This is a genomic window from Rhizobium sp. YS-1r, from assembly GCF_000757525.1.
Lineage (GTDB): Bacteria > Pseudomonadota > Alphaproteobacteria > Rhizobiales > Rhizobiaceae > Neorhizobium > Neorhizobium petrolearium.
Window position 1 is genome coordinate 1 of sequence record NZ_JPYQ01000028.1, and the last position, 20743, is coordinate 20743.

Annotated in this window: 18 protein-coding genes and 1 pseudogene; 9 read left to right on the forward strand and 10 right to left on the reverse strand. The window is 58.0% G+C overall.

Features of this window, described 5'->3' with window-relative positions; genetic code table 11:
• Positions 1–193 precede the first annotated feature (193 nt).
• Positions 194–652 carry a helix-turn-helix transcriptional regulator gene (locus tag JL39_RS19440; RefSeq protein WP_052182998.1) on the reverse strand — a complete coding sequence of 153 codons (459 nt, stop codon included), beginning with the start codon at positions 650–652 and terminating at the stop codon, positions 194–196.
• 420 nt (positions 653–1072) lie between these two features.
• Here JL39_RS19440 and JL39_RS19445 point away from each other — a divergent pair, with 420 nt between their 5' ends.
• From JL39_RS19445 to JL39_RS19455, 3 genes are read left to right on the forward strand one after another with little or no spacing between them, the layout of a single operon-like run.
• Complete coding sequence (locus tag JL39_RS19445; RefSeq protein WP_152601191.1) at positions 1073–2338, forward strand: aminotransferase class I/II-fold pyridoxal phosphate-dependent enzyme; 1266 nt, start codon at positions 1073–1075, stop codon at positions 2336–2338.
• Positions 2339–2340: 2 nt separating this feature from the next.
• A complete protein-coding gene (locus JL39_RS19450; RefSeq protein WP_161784778.1) occupies positions 2341–3642 on the forward strand; it encodes an aminotransferase class III-fold pyridoxal phosphate-dependent enzyme in 1302 nt (433 codons plus the stop codon).
• Positions 3643–3696: 54 nt separating this feature from the next.
• Positions 3697–4206: a GNAT family N-acetyltransferase gene (locus JL39_RS19455; RefSeq protein ID WP_227702477.1), complete on the forward strand. Its 510-nt coding sequence runs from the start codon at positions 3697–3699 to the stop codon at positions 4204–4206.
• A gap of 283 nt (positions 4207–4489) precedes the next feature.
• Here the strand turns inward: JL39_RS19455 and JL39_RS19460 are convergent, their stop codons facing one another.
• From JL39_RS19460 to JL39_RS19480, 5 genes are all read right to left on the reverse strand, one after another.
• The gene (locus JL39_RS19460; RefSeq protein WP_161784779.1) at positions 4490–6016 is read right to left on the reverse strand and encodes a M81 family metallopeptidase; all 1527 of its coding nucleotides are present in this window, start codon (positions 6014–6016) and stop codon (positions 4490–4492) included.
• A 29-nt stretch (positions 6017–6045) separates the two neighbouring features.
• Positions 6046–7095, reverse strand: coding sequence for an ABC transporter substrate-binding protein (locus JL39_RS19465; protein WP_037154444.1), 1050 nt, complete (start codon positions 7093–7095; stop codon positions 6046–6048).
• Positions 7096–7181: 86 nt separating this feature from the next.
• A complete protein-coding gene (locus JL39_RS19470; RefSeq protein ID WP_081952905.1) occupies positions 7182–8060 on the reverse strand; it encodes an ABC transporter permease in 879 nt (292 codons plus the stop codon).
• Positions 8050–8955 (reverse strand): ABC transporter permease, encoded by a 906-nt coding sequence (locus tag JL39_RS19475; RefSeq protein ID WP_037154447.1) that lies wholly within the window; start codon positions 8953–8955, stop codon positions 8050–8052. Before JL39_RS19475 ends, JL39_RS19470 begins: the two co-directional genes overlap by 11 nt.
• Positions 8952–10064: an ABC transporter ATP-binding protein gene (locus JL39_RS19480; protein WP_227702471.1), complete on the reverse strand. Its 1113-nt coding sequence runs from the start codon at positions 10062–10064 to the stop codon at positions 8952–8954. Before JL39_RS19480 ends, JL39_RS19475 begins: the two co-directional genes overlap by 4 nt.
• Before the next feature lie 252 nt (positions 10065–10316).
• On the opposite strand from JL39_RS19480, the gene JL39_RS19485 reads away from it, so the two are divergent.
• The 4 genes from JL39_RS19485 (at position 10317) to fabG (ending at position 14912) form a co-directional block, all read left to right on the forward strand.
• Positions 10317–11009 carry a GntR family transcriptional regulator gene (locus tag JL39_RS19485; protein WP_037154450.1) on the forward strand — a complete coding sequence of 231 codons (693 nt, stop codon included), beginning with the start codon at positions 10317–10319 and terminating at the stop codon, positions 11007–11009.
• Positions 11010–11095: 86 nt separating this feature from the next.
• Positions 11096–12433 (forward strand): aspartate aminotransferase family protein, encoded by a 1338-nt coding sequence (locus JL39_RS19490; RefSeq protein WP_052183000.1) that lies wholly within the window; start codon positions 11096–11098, stop codon positions 12431–12433.
• Entirely contained in the window at positions 12430–14139 is a 1710-nt protein-coding gene (locus JL39_RS19495) for an acetolactate synthase catalytic subunit (protein WP_037154453.1), read from the forward strand. The genes JL39_RS19490 and JL39_RS19495 overlap by 4 nt, the downstream gene beginning before the upstream one ends.
• Entirely contained in the window at positions 14136–14912 is a 777-nt protein-coding gene (fabG, locus tag JL39_RS19500) for a 3-oxoacyl-ACP reductase FabG (RefSeq protein WP_037154458.1), read from the forward strand. Before JL39_RS19495 ends, fabG begins: the two co-directional genes overlap by 4 nt.
• 8 nt (positions 14913–14920) lie before the next feature.
• On the opposite strand, the gene JL39_RS19505 is transcribed toward fabG, so the two are convergent.
• From JL39_RS19505 to tnpA, 4 genes and pseudogenes are all read right to left on the reverse strand, one after another.
• Entirely contained in the window at positions 14921–15625 is a 705-nt protein-coding gene (locus JL39_RS19505) for a GntR family transcriptional regulator (RefSeq protein WP_037154460.1), read from the reverse strand.
• 196 nt (positions 15626–15821) lie between these two features.
• Positions 15822–18002: a hypothetical protein gene (locus tag JL39_RS30580; protein ID WP_052183001.1), complete on the reverse strand. Its 2181-nt coding sequence runs from the start codon at positions 18000–18002 to the stop codon at positions 15822–15824.
• A gap of 1 nt (position 18003) precedes the next feature.
• Entirely contained in the window at positions 18004–18372 is a 369-nt protein-coding gene (locus JL39_RS19515; protein ID WP_037154463.1) for a hypothetical protein, read from the reverse strand.
• A gap of 429 nt (positions 18373–18801) precedes the next feature.
• Positions 18802–19136 (reverse strand): annotated as a pseudogene (gene tnpA, locus JL39_RS19520) (IS200/IS605 family transposase); the annotation flags it as partial.
• 330 nt (positions 19137–19466) lie between these two features.
• On the opposite strand from tnpA, the gene JL39_RS31660 reads away from it, so the two are divergent.
• Together JL39_RS31660 and JL39_RS31665 are read left to right on the forward strand one after the other, a co-directional pair.
• Positions 19467–19898 carry a hypothetical protein gene (locus tag JL39_RS31660; protein WP_152601193.1) on the forward strand — a complete coding sequence of 144 codons (432 nt, stop codon included), beginning with the start codon at positions 19467–19469 and terminating at the stop codon, positions 19896–19898.
• Between the two features lie 5 nt (positions 19899–19903).
• The gene (locus tag JL39_RS31665) at positions 19904–20605 is read left to right on the forward strand and encodes a transposase (RefSeq protein WP_152601194.1); all 702 of its coding nucleotides are present in this window, start codon (positions 19904–19906) and stop codon (positions 20603–20605) included.
• The last annotated feature ends 138 nt before the right edge of the window (positions 20606–20743 follow it).

Genomic DNA, 20743 nt, shown 5'->3' on the forward strand with positions numbered 1-20743 from the left:
GTCTTATCCAATACCTTTGCTCAACGAGTCATAATCTCTGGGACGTCACACTAGCTCAAATCTCGAATAAAGCGTTACAGGGACACGCCATTTATTGGGGGCGCCGAACTCGAAGACAGAAAATCTCGTTCGACCGTCCGGACCGGCGAAATGGACAAAGAACTCGCTTATGCGGCCGGTTCGGGGTGCGCGGTCAGGGTTCGCTCGCCGTGGGAGCGATCCTTGCAAGGGTGCGAACCATTCCAAGGATACTGGCCCGCACGGGCATCGGAAGATCCTGGAAGGCGTCGATGAGGTGCTGCCCCTCCACCGTCGAAATATAGGCAAGCCGCGCTGCCCATTCCGGGCTCATGTGACTTCCCTCACCTGCCGCATTCGGCAACGCGCTAAAGAAGAACTCGACCGGAACCTCCAGAATGAGGCTGATCTCGTAAAGAGTTGACGAAGTTACGCGATTGGCGCCGGTTTCGTATTTCTGCACCTGTTGAAACGACATGCCCAATCGCTCAGCAAGTGCTCCCTGCGTCATGCCGAGGTGCGTTCGCCTTAAACGAATCTGCTGACCGATAAGCTGGTCGACGGTTCTCTCGCCAACCTCGGCCGGCAGACCTGTCGATGGGCACTGCGCCCGACGAGCGACTGCATATGTCATGGCAACTCCCTCCAGGAGCAGACAAAGTCCGCTACGCGAAACCTGGTGATCGGGGAGTTCGAATGCCGATAGATTCAGCCCCTGCGGCCTTTGGCAAAGCCTGTTTTATACGCCGCAGGCTCCCCGACCATAGAGGAGTGTTGCCTTCCGGTGGCACGGACCGACCTATGGGGATTCGAAGCCCCAAGCAGCCTGCGCTGCTCGACTCCCTTTTAAACTCTCAGATTATTTTTGCAAGCACTGCGAGCAATTCCTGCCAATCTTTCTGTCCCATAGAAGCTCGAATGTTTCCTGTTTTTCCGCTCGCGAAGAGTCGATGGCGCAGAATATTTCCGAAATATATCAGCTGCATAGAATCGATATCATTTCAGTCTTCGAACCTCACCGACTATGCTCGCGTCAGTTGATCTGGAGGCTGAGATGACCGAGAATTCAATTCAGGAGAGAGGTGCTGGTATCTCCGTCACCTCTAGCCGCAACACGCGCGCGATGATCGACAAGGCCGGCCCGCAATTTGATCTCGCATATCAGTCAGGCGTCATGGGATTGTCCGCCAGGCCCATGAAAGAAAGGTTCGTTTCCATTGACCTTGGTGGATCGAATAAATGCGTCCTCGACTTCGTAAGATGCTCCTACCTCGGTCTCGACAACCATCCCGAAATCGTCGCCGGCGCAATCGACGCAGTGACACAATACAAAAGCCTGCATTGGTCCTGCGCTCGCACTCGTCTCAATTTTGCATTGTTGACCACACTTGAGAATGAGCTTGCCGATCTGTTCCAGGCTCGCGTCATCACCTATTCGAGCGTTCTCGCAGCAAACATGAGCGCGCTCCCGCTCATCGCGTCCGGCCATCTTACCGGGAATAAAAAACCGGTGATGGTCTTTGACCGCTTCGCGCATGCGACGCTCGCGTTTCACAAACCGACGCTTGCAGCAGAAACCGCCGTCATCACCATCGATCACAATGACGTTTCCATGTTGGAGCAGATCTGTAAGCAAAATCCCTGCGTCGCCTACATTTGTGACGGCGTTTATTCGATGGGCGGTACGGCGCCGCTCGAGGCCCTTCTGTCGCTTCAACAGCGATATGGCCTTTTCCTCTATATCGATGACGCCCACGGTGTTTCGCTCTTCGGCCGCCAAGGCGAAGGCTTCGTTCGTTCGCAAGTTCCAGACAACGTTGGTGGCCGGACGATCATCGCCGCCTCACTCGGCAAGGGTTTCGGGGCCTCTGGCGGTCTCTTGATGCTCGGCAGCAACGAACATGAAAAACTCTTCCGCCGATTTGCGATTGCGCATGCCTTTTCCGCATCACTCAATCTTGCAGGCGTGGGTGCCGCGCTTGCCTCAGCGAAACTACATCGCACCGCTGAACTCTTACGCCGTCAGATTTTTCTTGGTGAACGCATCGAGCAGTTCGATCGGCTCTGCAAGACCGACCAGAGCGGACTGCCGCTTCCGATCCGCTTTCTCAAAATCGGCGACGAAACGACTACGATCAGTGCAGCGCGAACGCTGATCGATCGCGGATATTACACCTCCGCCGTCTTTTTCCCAACCGTGCCGCAAGGTGAAGCGGGCCTGCGCCTTTGCTTGTCAGCAAGCCACACAAAAGAGGGGATCGAAGGGCTCTGCCATGCACTTGATGAGGTTCTGCGGCAAGACAAGGAGATAAGGAGATGACGATGAGCCTTTCCCATGCCGCTTATCGGCGCGCACTTAGGGTCATGCCTGGCGGAAACACCCGCACATCCAATTTCGAGAAGCCGCATCCAACCTACCTCGTCTGCGGAAGCGGAGCCTACGTCACCGACGTCGACGGCAGGCGCTATCTCGATTTTCAGAACAATTTTACCACCCTCATCCATGGCTACGGCCATCCCTCAGTCGTCGATGCTATCCGCCGGCAGGCGGGCCTTGGCTTAAGCTTTGCCGGTCCAACCGTCGCCGAAATCGAACTCGCCGAGTTGCTTGTCGAAAGGGTCTCCTATTTCGAACAGATCCGCTTCACCAATACCGGTTCAGAAGCCGTGATGATTGCGATCAAAGCCGCTCGCGCTTACACCGGCCGCGACCTGATCGCCAAATGCGACGGCGCCTATCACGGCAATTACGATGTGGTGGAAGCCAATGTCACGACCCCTCCCCTTGCAGGGACGGAACGGCCGACACCGAAGGGCGAACATTCAGGTGTCGCCCGCTCTGCCCTTTCGGATTGTTTGATCATTCCGTTCAACGATATCGAAAGGACGAGGAAGATTATCGAAAGCGCGGCGGATCGGTTGGCGGCGATCGTCGTCGACCCTTTGCCGTCCCGCATCGGTCTCATTGCGATCAGCGCTGACTACCTCACTTTTCTTAGAAATTTCACGCTCAGGAATTCCAGCCTATTGATCTTCGACCAGGTTTTAAGCTTCCGGCTCGGCTATGGCGGCGCTCCAGTTGCCAAGCCAAACTTTCCCGATCTCTGCGCGATCGGCAAGATCATCGGTGGCGGGCTGCCGATCGGCGCCGTCGCCGGCCGCACCGATATCATGGCGGTATTTGATCCAGCTCGGGCGGACCGCGCTTGTGTTATCCATTCGGGCACCTTCACCGCCAACCCCCTCAGCATGGCCGCAGGACTTGCGGCAATGACGGCCCTGCCACGATCTGAATTTGACAGGCTGAATGTGCTTGGCGCGCAAGCCCGAAGCCTGATTGCCGAGGCATTCGCGTCTGTCGGCATCAAGGGCACGGTCACCGGCGAAGGATCGCTTTTTCGCCTGTTTGTCGGGCCCGAACAAGTCGCAAGCTACGCCGATACGTTCGCTGCTGCCCATGACCCAAGGCTGAGATCGGTTGTCGTGCGTATGCGAGAGCGCAAGGTTCTTTTGTCGTCGATCGGGCTTGGAGCCCTCTCAACCCCGATGACCGGGACCGATATCGCGTATCTTGCTGAAACGCTCGAAGAGGCGCTGCGATCGCTGAAAAGCGAGCCGACTTAAGTCATCTGCAAGCAGGGAGGAAAGCCCGTGAATATAGAAACTCGCCGGCTGTTCATGCGACCCGTCAGCGCACTGGACGGTGATGCGCTTTATCGGCTGCATTGCGATCCGCTGGTGGTGGAACTGATCATGCAAGATCGATCGCCGACCCGCGAAGAATCCGACGCAAGGCTGTCCCTTTATCTCGATGAATGGCGGCGATACGGCTACGGCTTCTGGATGCTTTACCTGCGTGAAAGCAATGGCGATCTGACATTCGTTGGTCGTGCAGGTCTCAGACACTATGATGACAAGGATGTCGAAATCGGCTGCTGTCTCTTTGGATTCAGCTCCGGCAAGAAGATTGCATTGGAAAGTCTAGGACCGATCATTGCTTATGCGTTTGAACGTCTGCCGATCGTCCGACTTGTCTCGGTCATTCGGCCGGAGAACATCCGATCGCAGAAGATGACCGCAAATCTTGGCTTTAGCTACCGCGGCATGACCGAGCATAACGGCACTGCGTTCAGGTTCTATGAGATGAAGCGGGCGGACAACCCTTTCTGCGAGCGCCAAAAAGTCTGACTGCGACCACCCACTCTTCGTACTGCCTTTCCGCTCAGCGCACATCGTCTAACTGATGGCGCAAACAGGGGATGTAGGGTGGACATTAAGCCCGGCTGCGCGCAAAGGCGGCTGTGGAATTTCGACGACCCGCTTTTGCGGGCCTTGGATCGCAAACGCAGGTCTAAACGGTCTCCCTTGCCCTGATAAGCGACCCCATGATTGCCGGCACGGCGACGCCTGCTGCCGGCAATCATGTCGAGATCCGTGTCACCTCCCCCCTTGGGATGACGACGCCCTTCCATTAGGCGGCCTTGCACTCCTCATCCGTCACCATTCTGACACCACCGTAAATCGCCACATTGATCTCAGGTTGGTCAACGGCATGTTCCGGCCAGAAGCGCGACTTCTCATAGGTGAATGCGCCCTTTCTATAATAGCCGACACCGGGCGTCGAAACGAGCAGCGGCGTTGCAATGCCCGCAAAGTTCATCGTGAAATGATAGCCGGATTTCACGATGACAAAATCGAGACCGCCGATATCGATCCCCTGGCTGGTGAAGACCGCCGGGTCGTGACTGAAGGCCGGCTTACTCGTCAATATCAGATAGATGCGGTCACCGATCAGCAGGACGGCAGTCTCGCCTAGCGAGCTTTCCTCCCCGCCATGAAACGGACCAGCCAGCGTGAAGTTGCCGTCGCTGACATGCAATACCTTCCCGGTTACCTCGCGCGGGCGAAAACCCGGCGTGATTTGCCCGCCAACTTTCATCGTCACGACCGATCCGACGCCGGCTGCAATGGCGGCCCTGGCGCTGGCGGGATCGGTCATCGTCAATGCGCCCCTGAGATCGGCAAACTCATCGAGCACCGCCGACAGGAGGATCACGCTGTCACCCGGCGCGCCAGCAAGGATGCGGTCCCCCATATCCGCCATGACATACGGTCGTTCCCGCGCCTCATTTCGAACTCTCAAAAAGGCCTCATCGATCGACAGGAGTTCATCCTCGAACCGCTCCCGGTAGCGCCAAAAATCTCCCGCCAGATCCTTTGCGATCTTCGCTGAAATGGGCTCGGGCCTATTTGTCATCACGGTGACCACCTGGCCAATATAGTGATCGTCTGCGTAGCGGAAGACATTGTAAATCGAAACATCGAGAACTTCCGGGAAAGCGTTTTGGAACGCGCGGGCCTTGGCATGGATTTCTCCCAGCGGCCCAGATGCAGTCTCTCCGGCTCCCGGCAAGATCATCGGCACGCGAGCGCTCGTCGTCACGGGAAACAGCGAGCCTCGAAGCGTTTGAAGTATCAGTCTTGCAGCCTTCGCGCCGCATTCAACCACGTCGGAATGCGGGTTTTCCTTGCAGGCAATGCACACATCAGTATTGCGCAACATCGCGTCGGTGAGATGCGCATGCAGGTCCAGACCGATGCCAACAGGCACGGCCGGCCCGACCAGCGCTCGCAGTCTGAAGAGCAGGTCGCCTTCAAGATCAGCAAGCCGCGTCGTGGCACCGGCACCATGCAGGTCAAGGACGACCGCATCAGGTTGCAGTCTCTCGATTTCGTCTAAGAATTCCTGCGCGACCCGCTGGTAAAAATCATCATCGATCAACCCGCTTGGCGGTGCGGCAACAGAAAGGGTCGGCAGGATCATCGCCTCGCCCTGAAGCTCCGTGACGATTCCCGCCAAGGTCGAACCGGAAGCATTCAGGACCAACTCACCCCGCTCAATCTCGAACTGTTCCTCTGTGGCAGGCTGCGGATTCAGGCGGTTGGATTCGTGATAGAGCCGACCGACGGCTACTCGAAAAGGCTTCGATGTCATCATCTTTCTCCTATGATGTGCTGAAACGGACGCTATTGCTGGTTCCATTCGTTCCAGCGCTCGATCAAAAGCTGCGTATGGGTATTGATCCACGCCGCGTCCGGCTTGATCAGCCGGCTGAACACTTCAGGCGATGTCGGCACCATGGCGCGAGCCGCCTCCCCCATGGCCGCGGCAGCCGAATAGCGGGCGGGTGTGCATGTCAGCGCCTCGCAGACCTTGGCCTGCGCTTGCGGATGGTCCAGGAAATAGCGCAGGAAACGGATCGCGTTGTCGCGATTTGGCGCGTTCTTGATCAACGCCCAGCGGTCACCAACCAGGAAAGCCTGGTCCTGACGCCAGGCGAGCGGCTGGCCTTCCTGCTTTAATGCGGCCGCGCGGGTCTGCCATACCTGCCCGATCACATATTCACCTGTCCTGAACCCTTGGGTCGACTGGTCACCGGTCTTCCACCACAGCCCGATATGGGGCCTTAAATCGTTCAGCCTCTTGAGGGCTCGGTCGATATCGAGCGGGAACAGGTCCTTGGGCTCCACACCATCGGCAAGCAGCGCCGCAGCCATCACCCGCCACGGATCGTTGAAGTTCGGCAGCGCCCGCGGGCCTGGAAATCGATCGACGTCGAAAAAGTCCTTCCAGTTCGCCGGACCATCCTTCGGGAAACTCTCCGTGTTGTAGACCATCAACGTGGTGCCATAACCGAACAAGACCCCGGATGGATTACAAGCGTCTGAAAGCAGATCCTTGTCCGTGACATAGTCGCTACAAAAGGCCGTCATGTCTTCGTTGAGGGACCGGTGCAGCTCGGAGGCGGCCTGAATCTCGCCTGCCTGATAAAGATCCCATTCGACTTTGCCAGTCGCCGCCATCGCCTTCACGCGGGCTACATTCTCCGCACCGGTACCCGAGACAGTGACGACCTTTATTCCGGTCTCTTTGGTGAAGGGGTCAAAGAAATGCTCGCGCATCTGACGTTCCCAAGTACCTCCGGTCGTGGCAATCACGATCTGCTCGTCGGCGAAGGACGGTTGAGCGGCGGCAATCGTGAAAGCCAGCAGGCAGGCGACAGATCTCAAATGCATGCGCAATGATCTGACGACGTGACTTGTTGGTCTAAAGGAGTGAGCAGTTGCGATCGGCATGGAAATAATCCCTTTCGTTGGGTTCGTTAGCGCTGAGCAGGGACTGGATTACGACTGAAGACATGCAACGCTCCCATCACAAGCAGCGATGTGAGGGTGAGCACCACCGACACCGCGGCAATTACCGGCGTCAGATTGAAGTCGATGTCCTCGAACATCTTGCGGGTGATGGTTTTGCCTTCGATGCCGGAGAGGAAAAACGCGACCGTCGCCTCATCAAAGGAGGCCAGGAAGGCAAATACGGCTCCGCTTGCAACGCCGACACGGATGTTGGGCAGGACGACCGAAAAGAAGGTGCGGATGCGGCCGGCGCCGCAATTGAGTGCTGCGAGCTCGAGCGTCGTGTCGAAGCGCTGCAGGGCCGCAACCACGGTGAGCACGACATACGGCACGGCAAGCATGGTGTGGGCGATCAGGAAGCCCAAAAAGCTGCCGGACAGGTTGAGCGGCGCAAACGCGAGAAACACGGCCACTGCGATGACGATGTGGGGGATGATCATCGGGCTTAGCGTAATCGCCTGAAACAGGCCCTTGCCCGGGAAGCTGCCCCTCACAAAGGCAATGGCGGCAAGCGTTCCGATGATTGTGGCCGAAAGCGTCGTCGCCAGTGCAATCTTCAGACTGAACAAGGTGGCGGCACGCCAGTCGGGGTCCGACAGGTATTGACCATACCAGCGCAGTGTCAGGCCGCGCGGTGGAAACTCCAGATAGCTGGCGCTGCCGAACGACATGGGAAAGATGATGACGATCGGCAGCACCAAGAAGAGCAATATCAGCAAAATGAGAAAGCCTGCGGTGACCGCGCCGAGACATCTCCAAAGCGACCGGCTATTGCGGGAAACCAAGCTGTTTTCCTCGTTGGCTATCTCACGGGACGCGAGCGCAAACTCCAGATCAGGCGACATTGGAAATCCCCCTGTTGTTGGAAAGTGCCTTGCGGAAGCAGACGACGATCACAAGGGTGACGCAGAGCAGAACAGTCGACAGCGCACCGGCAAACCCCCAGTCGAGCGTCTCGGTTGTCTGCTGGCCGATCAAAGTCGCCATCAGCAGGCTGCTTGGGCCGCCGACAAGCGCCGGCGTCACGTAAAAGCCGAGCGCGAGGATGAAGGTCATCAGGCAGCCCGCGAAAATGCCGGGCAGACTGAGCGGCAGCAGGATCCTGGCAAACACGGTGAACTGGCCTGCCCCGAGATTGCAGGCTGCCTGCACGAGCTCGGTCGGGATTGCCCGGATCGCACCGAAGATCGGGAGGATCATGAAGGGCACAAGCACATGCGTCATCGCCAGGATGACGGCGCCCTCGGTGTAGATGAGCTTCAGCGGCTCGGAAATCACGCCAAGCCCTAAAAGCGCATCATTGACCAAGCCGCGTCGTTGCAGGATCACGATCCAGGCATAGGAGCGCACCAGCGCCGAGGTCCAAAGCGGCAGCAACACGCAGGCCATGACCACGCCTGCGAGATCGCGTCTGAGCCTTGCCATCGCAAGCGCCACCGGATAGCCAAGCGCCAGGCTTGCCGCCATTACGATCAGCGCGACAATGACGGTCCGGCCAAGCACGCGCAGATAAAGAGGCGTTTCCAGAAGCCGGCGGTAGTTGTCCAGGCCAAAATCGGGCGCAAAGAAGCTTTGTCCCAATAGGCGCCCGACCGGATAGACGAATCCGAAGCCGAGCAGCAGGCAAAGCGGAATAATCAGGATGAATGACAAGCCGATCGGATAGTGGCGCCACGATTTGGACTTCGTGAGTGATATTGCGGCCCGCACGGGCAGTTTGTGGGTCTTTGCCGTCGTCATGCCGCCTGCCTCTGCTGATGGGAAAACAACCGCACGGCAGACGGTTCGGCGAAGACGTCGACGATATCGCCAGGAACAAGCGGCAGCGATCCGCCATTGGCGGGTAGGCGAGCCTCAACTACCTCCCCTGCTCGCCCATCGATCGCAACCAGAACGACATAGGCTGCGCCGACGAAGAGCGCGGCCTCGACTCTGCCTTTGAAGCCGCCTGGCCTCACATCCCCGCTCGGTCGGACGGACAAGTCCTCGGGACGGATGGCAACGGTCAGGCGCTGGCCGGCCACCGCCGTCGCGCTGGAAATCGGGCATTTCACAGTGGCTGTTTGCGACAGGCGGATCACCGCTTCGTCGCCATCATGGCCGATATATTCGCCTTCAAGGAAATTCATCTTGCCAATAAAGCCTGCCACGAACGCATTGGCCGGCCGATGGTAAAGGTCGATGGGAGCGCCGACCTGCATCAATTCGCCATCGGCCATGACTGCGACGCGATCCGACATCGTCAGCGCCTCCTCCTGGTCGTGAGTGACATAGACGACCGTGACCCCAAGCCGTTTTTGAATCCGCTTGATCTCAAGCTGCATGGTTTCACGCAGCTTCTTGTCGAGCGCGCTCAAAGGCTCGTCCATCAAGAGAACCGGCGGCTCGGCGACCAGCGCTCGTGCGACCGCTACGCGCTGCTGTTGCCCCCCGGACAATTGCTGTGGCAACCGGTCGGCAAACCCCTCCAGTCGAACCATCGCCAGCATGGCGTCGACCCGGTCCCGCGCTTGCGCACGGCTGCAGCGACGCATACGCAGTGGAAAAGCGATGTTCTGTGCTACCGTCATGTGCGGGAACAGAGCATATCTTTGAAACACCATGCCCACGTTGCGCTTGTTTGGAGCCTCGAAGGTGATATCCCGCGTCCCGACACTGATGCGCCCGCGATTTGGTGCCTCAAACCCCGCAATCATCATCAGCAGGGTCGTCTTTCCCGAGCCGGACGGCCCCAACAGCGACAAGAATTCCCCTGCCTGGACGGCAATCGACACATCGCGAACAACCGCCGTCTCGGCAAAGTTCTTCTCGATCTTTTCCAGAATTACAGTCTCGCCCTTCAAAATCATCCTCCTCATCGAAAGCATGTCCAAATACAGACATTCATCTCATACGTTTTACTATCGAATTTATCACGATTTCATTCCGAAATCTCGAAGTGAGATCATCAGATTCTCATCAGGATTGAATTTTTATACTTTTATTCCATCAAACTATCGCTCAGGTAGACTTATAATGTTTTGCACTTTATGGATTAATACAGTTATCACAAACATGATGCAACAAAAATATTTCAAATCGCACGAGGGGACGAATAGGACATGAGTGACAAACACGAATCTCTCGAACGCGCATCCGGAAAAAGCGTCGGCCTTGGCGATCACGCCTACACAGTCCTCAAGGAGAAGTTGATTCGAGGATCGTTCCGTCCTGGAGAAAAACTGACGGTGCGGAGGGTCGCCCAGGAATTCGGACTATCGAGCACACCGGCACGCGACGCATTGAACCGCCTGGCGATTGAGCATGCGCTCGTCTATGCCGGCCCCAAAACGGTCGTCGTCCCCAACCTTACACTTTCACAGTTGCGGGAGGTCACAGAAATGCGCCTCGCACTTGAAGGGCTCGCCGCCGAGAAGGGAGCAACAGCAATCTCTCCGGATATGATTCCTGCGCTTGAAACCATCCAAAATCGCATCAATGCGGCCCTAGACAGGCAAGCCTATGCCGAAGCCCTATGGGCCAACAAAGAGTTTCATTTCTTCTTTTACGAACGCTCCAACATGCCAATCCTGGTCGCCACGATCGAACAATTGTGGCTGCGCATCGGCGCCACGTTCAACGACCTTTACCCAGCCTTTGCCATCTCCCGGTCCGGCGTAAGCAACCACTGCGCAGCAATCGAGGGACTGCGACATGGCGACCCCCGTGAAGTGCGCGCCGCCATCGAAACCGATATCCGTGACGGCTACCGTCAGTTGCGACACGTCCTTTCCGAGCGCTTTTTGGAAAAATAACCCACATTCGATTTTTTTGTTGCGTCAAAATTGAAAATCTGGCTTCCTTTTGGTGTCACTGGCCTGCCGCCGGCCCGGAGGAACTCATGCCGACACGAACACCGATACTTCAAACACCACCGACGCATATCTCGGAGGATCTTTACCGACGGGCGCGGGTCGTCATTCCAGACGGCGTCAATCGCGCCACCGTTGATCGCGATCCCCGTCCCGACTACGTGGGCTGGGGCCGAGGCGCCTATGTCCACGACGTCGACGGCAACGGTTATCTCGACCTCAACAACAATTTCACGACACTCATCCATGGGCATGCCTTCGAGCCGGTCGTCGAGGCCGTCAGCCGAACGCTCAAGGATGGCAGTTGTTTTTCCAATCCGACGGTGCATGAGATCAATCTTGCCGAACTGTTGTGCGAAAGAATTCCGGCGGTAGAACAGGTTCGGTTTGTCAATACCGGCACCGAAGCCGTGATGTTTGCAATCAAGGCGGCCCGTGCCGCCACAGGCCGTCCCGCGATCGCCAAGATCGAGGGTGCCTATCACGGTGCTTATGACTGGGCCGAAGTCGGCCAAACAGGAACACCCGAAAACTGGGGCTCGCCCGAGGCGCCTTTCAGCGTTCCCTGTTACCCAGGTCAACCGCGTTCGGTGACCGACGACGTTGTCCTGCTTCGCTTCAACGACGCCGACGGTGCTCGTCGCCGCATTAAAGCCCATCACGAACAGTTGGCCTGCATTTTGATCGACCCGGTCCCCAGCCGCGCAGGACTTCTGCAGCCAGACGAAGCCTTCCTGACCGCAGTGGTCGAAACCGCGCAACAATACGGAATTCTCGTTATTGCCGACGAAGTCCTTAATCTGCGTCAAAGCTATAGCGGCGCATCGGCACGCTTCGGGCTCGATGCCGATCTGATTGCCATGGGCAAAATAATCGGCGGCGGATTTCCGATCGGCGCGATCGGCGGAAAAAAGACTGCCATGGCCGTGTTCGACGGGCAAGGCGGTCGGCCGCTACTGCCTCAGGCAGGCACGTTCTCCGCCAATCCCGTTTCGATGGTCGCCGGCTTTGCCAGCATGAGGGCCATGACGCCCGAGCAGTTCGAGCGGCTTGAACGGCTCGGGGATCACCTTCGCACGCGTTTGCGGCAAGCGATTGCAAAATACGAGGCGCCTTTCAGCGTCACCGGCTCGGCTTCACTGTTTCGCCTGCATCCGAGGCTTCAGGCCCCGCGGGAATATCGGGAGGCTTATCTTTCCAGGAACGAGGCCGATACCATGCGCCAGCTCGGACGCCACTTCAAAAAGCATGGAATTATCCTGCCCTTTGGCGCCGCCGCCAGCCTCTCGACGGCGATGGGCGACACCGAAATCGAACTTATCGTCGATGCCTTCGAAAAGGCGCTCGTTTGCGAGGAGTTAGCATGAATTCCCCTTCGATCCCGACGGTTGCCGAACGTATCGCACTTGCTCTGAAACGACACGGCGTCGATGTCATTTTCGCCCAAAGCCTGCCATCTGCGGTTATCCTCGCCGCCGAGGCGATCGGAATTCGCCAGATCGCCTACCGACAGGAAAATATGGGCGGCGCCATGGCCGATGGTTATGCGCGCCGCAAAGGTCGCGTTGCAGTCGTCGCGGCGCAAAATGGCCCCGCCGCAACGCTACTCGTGCCACCGCTTGCGGAAGCTTTGAAGGCCAGCGTTCCCATCATTGCCCTCGTCCAGGACGTCGAGCGCAACCAAGCCGATCGCAACGCCTTCCAGGAACTGGATCACCTTGATCTTTTTCGCGTCTGCGCCAAGTGGGTGCGGCGGGTCATCAGCGCCGATCGGATCGACGACTATGTCGACATGGCCTTCACGGCTGCTGCATCCGGCCGGCCTGGCCCTGCGGTGCTTCTTCTGCCCGCGGATCTCTTGCGCGAACCAGCGCCGCCAGCACGTTTCGCCCGCAATTCAAGTCTTGGATCGATTCCGCTGGATCTCACCCGGCCCAATGACAACCTCATCCAGGATGCGGCCGAACGCATTGCCTCAGCCCGCGCGCCGATCGCAATCGTGGGAGGAGGTATCCACAACGGCCAGGCCGTTACAGCGCTTGCCGAGCTTCAAGAACTTGCCAACCTCCCCGTCTTCACCACCAACATGGGGAAAGGTGCCGTGGACGAATATCATCCACTGTCAGCGGGGGTGATTACGCTGACCGGCCCAAGATCCCTGGGCCGCCATTGCCGTGATCTCATCGATGACGCCGATCTCGTGTTGTTGGTCGGCACCCGCACAAATCAGAACGGCACCGATAGCTGGCGCCTCATTCCTCAAACGGCAAGCGTCATTCACGTGGATGTCGATCCCCAGGAGATCGGACGCACCTATGAGGCCATCCGCCTGGTTGGCGATGCCGGCGAGACACTATCGGCGCTTTGTGCTTTTCTCGAACGCCAGGACCTCCATCGCCGCCGGGCAAACCGAAAGCACGTCGAAGCCCTGATCGCAGCGGCTTGGGCAAGCTTTGAAGACGATCGCCGCTTGCTCGTCGACGCAAACAAATCGCTTCTTCGTCCCGAGCTTGTCATGGTGGAACTGCAAAGTCACCTCACCCCCAACACCACCGTCGTAGCGGACGCCAGTTATTCTTCCATGTGGATCGTTGGTCAGTTGCGCAGCCTGAAAAGCGGCATGCGCTTTATCAGTCCAAGAGGACTTGCCGGCCTCGGCTGGGGACTTCCGCTTGCCATCGGCGCCAAGGCAGCGGTTCCCCAACATCCCGTCGTAATCGTCGTCGGTGACGGTGGCTTCGCCCATAGCTGGGCCGAACTGGAAACGCTGGTTCGCTGCAATCTACCGGTGATCGTCATCCTGCTCAATAACGGGATCCTCGGCTTTCAAAAACACGCGGAGACTGTGAAATTCGGACGCTTCACCAGCGCCTGCCATCTCAATCCAGTTGATCACGCGAAAATTGCCGAAGCCTGCGGATGTGCGGCCATGCGCGTTCACGAACGATCGGACCTCTCCGCCGCGCTCGATCGCGCCTTTAACGGTGACGGACCGTTGTTGATTGAGGTGATGACCAGCCCCGATGCATTTCCACCCCTGTCACTGTTTGCTCAGCTGGAGGACGTGGCATGACGCAAGGCGATCACTGGCGCGTGGCGATCGTCACGGGTGGAACCAGCGGGATCGGCTTTGCTTGCGCGCAAAAGCTTTTGGAAAGCGGACACCGTGTCGCCATCTTCAGTCAGAGCCGCGAAAAGGTCTGCCATGCCGGCAGTGCGCTTGCACAGGACTTCGGACGCCATCGGGTTCACGCGGCCACCGTCGACATTCGAGATCCTGATGCGCTGAGACTGTTTTTTGCCAAGGTAACTTCGCTTTGGGAGGAACCGCAAGTGCTCGTCTGCAATGCCGGCTGGTCGCCCAAGCCAAATGGCAGACGGACCGAGTTCAGCCGTATCGCACTGGAGGAATGGAACGACACGCTTCGTGTCAATCTGACGGGCGCGATGGTCTGTTGCCAACTCGCAGCCCCGGCGATGTCGGCAGCCGGCTTTGGCCGAATTGTCTTCATCGGCTCGGTCGCGGGGCGCACCTTGCCGCGCATTGCCGGAACCGGCTATGTGGTGTCGAAATCCGCACTCGCCGGCCTTTCGCGCTCGCTGGTGGCCGAATATGGCGCGGCGGGAATTACCGTAAACACCGTCGCACCTGGCCGCATCCTTACGGAGATGACAGGCCCGGCAGATAGCCCGGAGAATTGCGCCGCGCGAACGCGCATCCCCTCTGGCCGACTGGGTCGGCCGGAGGAAGTCGCAGCCGTTGTCGACTTCCTTGCCTCGGATGCCGCCAGTTTTATCAACGGCGCCGTAATCGACGTCAATGGCGGAGAATTCGTGCCCGTATAGGCGGGCGACTAGACGAGGTCCTCAAGTGGCATCCGGACGTGCTGCGCGCGCAGGTGGAGCGATTTCACCAAATCCGGAAGAGCGGCAACCATCTCCTGGCATCGCTCTTCAAGCATCCCCAGCGCCCGTTTTTGCTCGCCACTTGCCAAGGCCGCAGCAAAGCGGCTCAGATCTGCTGGTACTTCACCTGGGCTCGGCATCGACCGCAATGCAAAGAGCCGAACGGGCCTTATGCGATCATTGAATTGCCGCACGGCTCGCACCAGACGCAAGTTGCCAGCCAAGAGAGCCACTTGTTCATAAAAGGTCTCGATATAGACGGTGCACGCGTTGGCGGCCAAGTCGACTTCTCCCTGAAGGTCAATGGGCGTGGGAACGGGCGGCAAATCGTCAAGATTGAACCGATTGGCGCTCTTTTCGATCGCGAAACGCAGCATGAGGAAAGTCAATTCGTAATCGGCGCGCAGATCATCGATGTCGAGCGGTTTGACATAGTAGCCACGGCCTGGAACGAAACCAATCACCTCCTCATGAACGAGCCGGATAAGCGCTTCGCGGATCGGTGTCGGGCTCAATTTCATGCGCTCGGCAAGCGTTCGAATGTTGAAGAACGTGCCAGGAAAAGACCGGTAACTCGTTACCGCCGATTTGAGCCGGGTATAGGCCTCCGTCGATTTGTCAGGCGATATGCGATCTCCATGAACTGCTTTCATCAATCATTGCTGCCATTCGATTTTTGCCGTCAACCGGCTCCTGCCCCCTACACGTTCTGGTAGACTAACACGGCTGTTCGGAATGAACTGGTATTTCCAAGCGATATTGGAAATATATCGACCGCCTCCGGAGCTTCTTGCAGCCGAGCAGATTGACGGTCGCTCCGGCTCAAGTGAACGTGCAGAAAATGGCCATTCACCTTTCATACTCATCACGATCGAAATCGCGAGCGCGTCGTTCATGGACAGGCGAAGAGATCTGAAGCTTGGAAGCTTCTGCAATCCTTTCTTCCCGATCCCTGTTCACTCCCGAGGCCTCAGCCGTTCCACGCTCCGGCGTCACGATGCTGTAGTCTTTCGCGACCGCAGGTGCAGCCTCTCGATGAGTAGGGCTTGCCAGCGCGTGCAAGCCAAAACCCCCCTCGGCTCCGGGGATCTCCGCTGCCTTCATAATCTTGCTTTGAAGATCTCGTTTGATGTCTTGCCGAAGGACGTTGATTTCTTGGGCATCGGCTTTGGAGCGAAAGACGACCTCTCTGAAGCGCCTTATCGCCGCGAAGGCGACATGTCCGACGTCGCTCACCCGATTGCCGAACGGCTCGGCTCGATCGGCCTCTTTTGACGGCCCCCACAGCTCTCTGGCGAGAGGATTTCGCGAGCGGCTCTGATCTCCTGCGATCGCGCTTGCGTTCCTTTCTTGCCGCGGTTCAATGTCCTCGGATCCGGCACCTGGCAAATCACGCATGTCGTGTTTCGCACCAGAACGCCCGCTTTCGTCTTCCCTCATCGGCCTGCGATCTGCGCTTCGAGACTGCCATTCGTTGCCATGCTCGACACCGGCCCGCGACCTTGCCATCTGCTCTGGCACGACGGTACGTGTCGCAGCCTGCGATGAATGGCCCAACGATTGTCGATCGAGATCCTGAAAGCGCGCGAGCTTCAAACCTGCAAACTGCTGGATTTGTGCCGTGTAGCCTGCCGTCGACAACAACTGCCAATTCCGTTGCGCAATCGAACTATACGCACGGCTGCGCTCACTTGCAGGTAAATAAGGTAGCTCCCAGCGTTTCGCGCTATAACGGCGCTGGCCGTTGACGCTTGTGCCCTCATACTGCGTGCGTCCGAGGTAGTTGATCGGTCGTACATGTTTGTTCGAATATGCCGGTGCGGTGAGCATGTCGCGGCGGTCGGTCATTTCCAGATTGAGGCCGCGTGCACGGGCCTTCTCTGCCAGAGTCAAGCGCCACCGCCTGAAATCGGAAATCCAAACCGTCAACCTGTCGCCATAGTCTGACAGGGTTGCCACAACGACATGCACATGAATATGCGGCCGTCTTCCTCCCTCCAGCTGAGGTTTCGGGTCGTGAACCGGATCATGAACAGTAAAGACATAGCGATGGCCTTCGAAATCCTGCGCCAAAAACGCGCGGACTGCGTCTTCAAACCGGGCTGGATCCGTCCCATGGTGGGCAGAGACGACGAGATGCATGGTGTCACGGGGCCGAATGCTTCCAAGCTTTGCCTGCCATCTTTGCTCGACAAGCTCACTTGCGGCTTTCATGTCGTCGATCGGCTCGCCCCGCTCGTCGTGAACCAGATCACGATGCGTCTCCACCAGGGCTTGAAGCTGCGACCTCCCGTACTGCATACCATGCCCACCTCCGGTGAACCGGAATTCTATTGCCTCCGCCTCCCTCGCGAACGCTTCCATCAACCTCGCCTTTATCGCCTTGCTCGCGTGACGGTCGGTCGCAAGGCGGCCTTCCGTCGGAGACAATAGCACGACCAGTCCCTCAATTCGCGTTGACCCAGAGGTCTGCGTCGCAGCCAGTGCGAAGGACCTGTCTGCAAATGCCTGTCTGGCGACAACCAAGCCAGCATCCTCAGATCGCGCCGTCGCAGGCCGCCACGCCACCTCAATTTCAAATAAACCGATATCCTGGCTCGCCTTCCGGTCGCTTAAAAGCGGTCGCCATTCTCGCGACGTCGCATCGGCGGCATCTTTGCCGCTGCGCGTTTCTCCCCGCTCGTTTTCGATTTTCACCTCACCGTCGCGTGAAATATAGCTGATTTTCCTTTTGACACCGGCACCGCCCCCAAAGCCTAAAACCTTTACGACTGCGGGCTGGGCCCCGAGCGCGAGCCCGATAAAGCGTTGAGGCATGCCGCGTTCAGCCCTGCCCCCAGTGCGCCTTGCGCTCAAGCGCTGTCCTTTCTTGGTAAAAATGCTCATCGAGTCTGGCGGCACTTCTCCGCGAGCACGCCGCCACCATTCCTCAAGTTCCGAGCGCCTTTCCTGATTGGCCGCAAGCTCAATTTTAAGCGCCTCACGCCTGCTGGCCCACTCATTGAGAAAGCTTTGATCGATAGCCTGCATTTCAATCCCTCCTTGATTGCGGGGTAATCTTCTTCGCTCGAGCGGACAGCTCCACACACAGAGCCGCGATCACGCGTTGCATTTTCAGCAAATCGGCCTTGAACGGTGCCTCCGCGAAACGCCCATCACGGTTGAGAGCAATCAAAACCCGCGTGAGATTGCAGCCTTCCGCCCGCAGCTCTTCTCGCAAACACAGAAGCAACAGACGGTCTTCGTCGGTGTAGTACGGTTGGGCCCCAGCACCGCTGAGAGCCACCGATCGGGTGAAGTCGACGACAGTCAGTTTCGCTTGCGCGGCTGCCTGCGCAATAGCCGCATGTTCCTCCGTCGTGACCCGGAGGTAGATCGTTCTTTCACGTCGCTGCCCCATGTCTGCAGTCCTCACCCGCAAGCTGCCCGTCCGTCGTTTCCGCGATGGTGGTTTTAAAACGGACGGTCCAACATGATCTCCAAGGCGACGAACCTTACCGCAATTTCACTTACCCATCCAGAGAAAGTTACTTATTTTATTACATTCCTTTTCCGCAACCCCAGCACAGACCTCATTGGCGATGACCGACAATCATAAAATAAAGATTATTTACAATAAGTTAGATCATGTTTTCGTCTCTTCCGATGAGTAACAGGGGAGGTGAGGTGTAAGATGCCATTTGCGACATATACTAAACTAGTTACATTTCAGATTTGACGTAAGCATCCCCCGGCAAAGCCGGGGGCTTTAAGTTGTAAGCCGCTCAAAGCGGCGGTATGGGGACGCTGACGCGGCCCCGGGTTCAATGCTCCACCTGAAGGTGGCCGTTCAACGCCACAGGTTCAATTGCTCAAGCCTGTGGTCTTCCTTCTCTTGATTTCTGATGTAGTCGCGGATCGTTTCTTCATCTCGCCCACGGTCGATACGAAGTACCCGCGTGCCCAGAAGTGCTGTCCGGTAAAGCCCTTCTTCCTCTCGCCGTAAACCCGCCCAAGCTGGACGGCACTCTTGCCCTTCATATACCCAACAACCTGACTGACCGCATATTTCGGCGGGATCGACAGCATCATGTGCACATGATCCGGCATCAAATGACCTTCCCCAACACGGCTTTCACGCTGTTCAGCACGCTTCCGGAATATCTCCCCGAGATGTTTCCTCAACGCAGGAAAAGTCGCGGTGGGCTCCCGCAAATGTCAAACTTCTACTGCCACCCCGGCAGAGCCCTACGATATGCACACATCTCGATGGCCTCTTGCGGCGGGCGCGATTTTCTGAATCGATGATGACCCAACAGAGTTTGGGGATCACGAGATGGAATGTGGTTTGGGCCGGTTTGGCGACCGGCGCCTTGAAAAAGGGGCGTCGATTTTCTGGCTCGCCTGGTCACGGTTGGGCAGGCTGGGATCAGCGTGCGTCGCGTGGGGGGCAATCGAGCTGGCGAGATGCGCTTTACGCGTTTCCTACGTAATCGGCGGGTGAGGCCTGAAGAGATGATCGCGACCGCTCGTGCGCGCACTGCCGGATTGGTCGAGGGACGGCATATCCTGGCGATACAGGATACCACCACCCTGCGCGACGACGGCAATCAGCGCAGTTTGAACCTGCATCCCATGTTCGCGGTGGATGCTGATGATGGCGGGTTGCTTGGGCTTGTGAATGCGGTGTTCCTGCGCCATGCGGGAGGCAAGAAGGAGCTGCGCAAGACGCTCCCCTTTTCGCAGAAGGAGAGCCGTCGCTGGCTTGACGCGACACATGCAGCGGCGCGTTTGATGGCGTCCGGAGCGGCCTGCGTCACCATTGTCGCCGACCGGGAAGGTGACATTTATGAGGAATTCGCCTGCCGGCCTGCCGAGACGGAGCTTGTGATCGGTGCCAATCATGACCGTTGCCTGGAAGGGGCGACAGGCTTTATGAATGCCTGAAGACTGTGAGTGAACTGGGCCGTGAGATGATTGATCTGCCGGCCAATCCGGGTCGGCTTGCCCGCAAGGTTGTGCTGGCGCTGCGCGCCTGTGAGATCACGCTGAAACGGCCCCAGCGCCGAATGGGCGTTGATGCGGCAACACTGCCGGAAACGGTGACGCTGACTTTGGTCGAAGCGCGGGAAATTGATCCGCCGGCGGGGGTGACGCCTGCCCATTGGCGGCTGTTGACCACACACGAGGTTGTAACATTTGCGCAAGCCGTGCAGATTACCCATTTCCACCGCCAGCGCTGGACGATCGAGCAAGTCTTCCGGGTGATGAAGACCAAGGGCTTCGACATCGAAGCGGTGCGTGTGGGCGAGGATGGGCCATTCGAGAACCTGGCGACCGCGACGCTGATCGCCGCAATTCAGGTGCTGCAGATGGTCCGCGAGCGCAACGGCACAGCCGGGCGTCCGCTGGAGGATGCCTTCGACCCGCAAGACCGGGCAGCCCTCGAAGCGATCTGCCAAACCCTCGAAGGTAAAACCGAAAAACAGAAGAACCTCCATCCAGAAGGCTCGCTGGCCTATGCCAGCTGGGTGTGCGCCCGGCTCGGAGGCTGGACCGGCTATTATGGAAAGCCAGGCCCCATCGTCATGGTCCAGGGCCTGCAATCCCTCAAAGCTATGCTGGCAGGCTGGAAACTCCGAAAAGATGTGTGAATCTCGTAGGGCAGAGCCGGGGGAATTCTCACGTTCCGTTAGGAGTATGCGCGCGAAGCCGCCTCCTGGAATTCTTCATCGCGCAAATCCGCAACCCTAACACCCGCCACGCCTATGCCAGGGCGGCGATGGATTTCC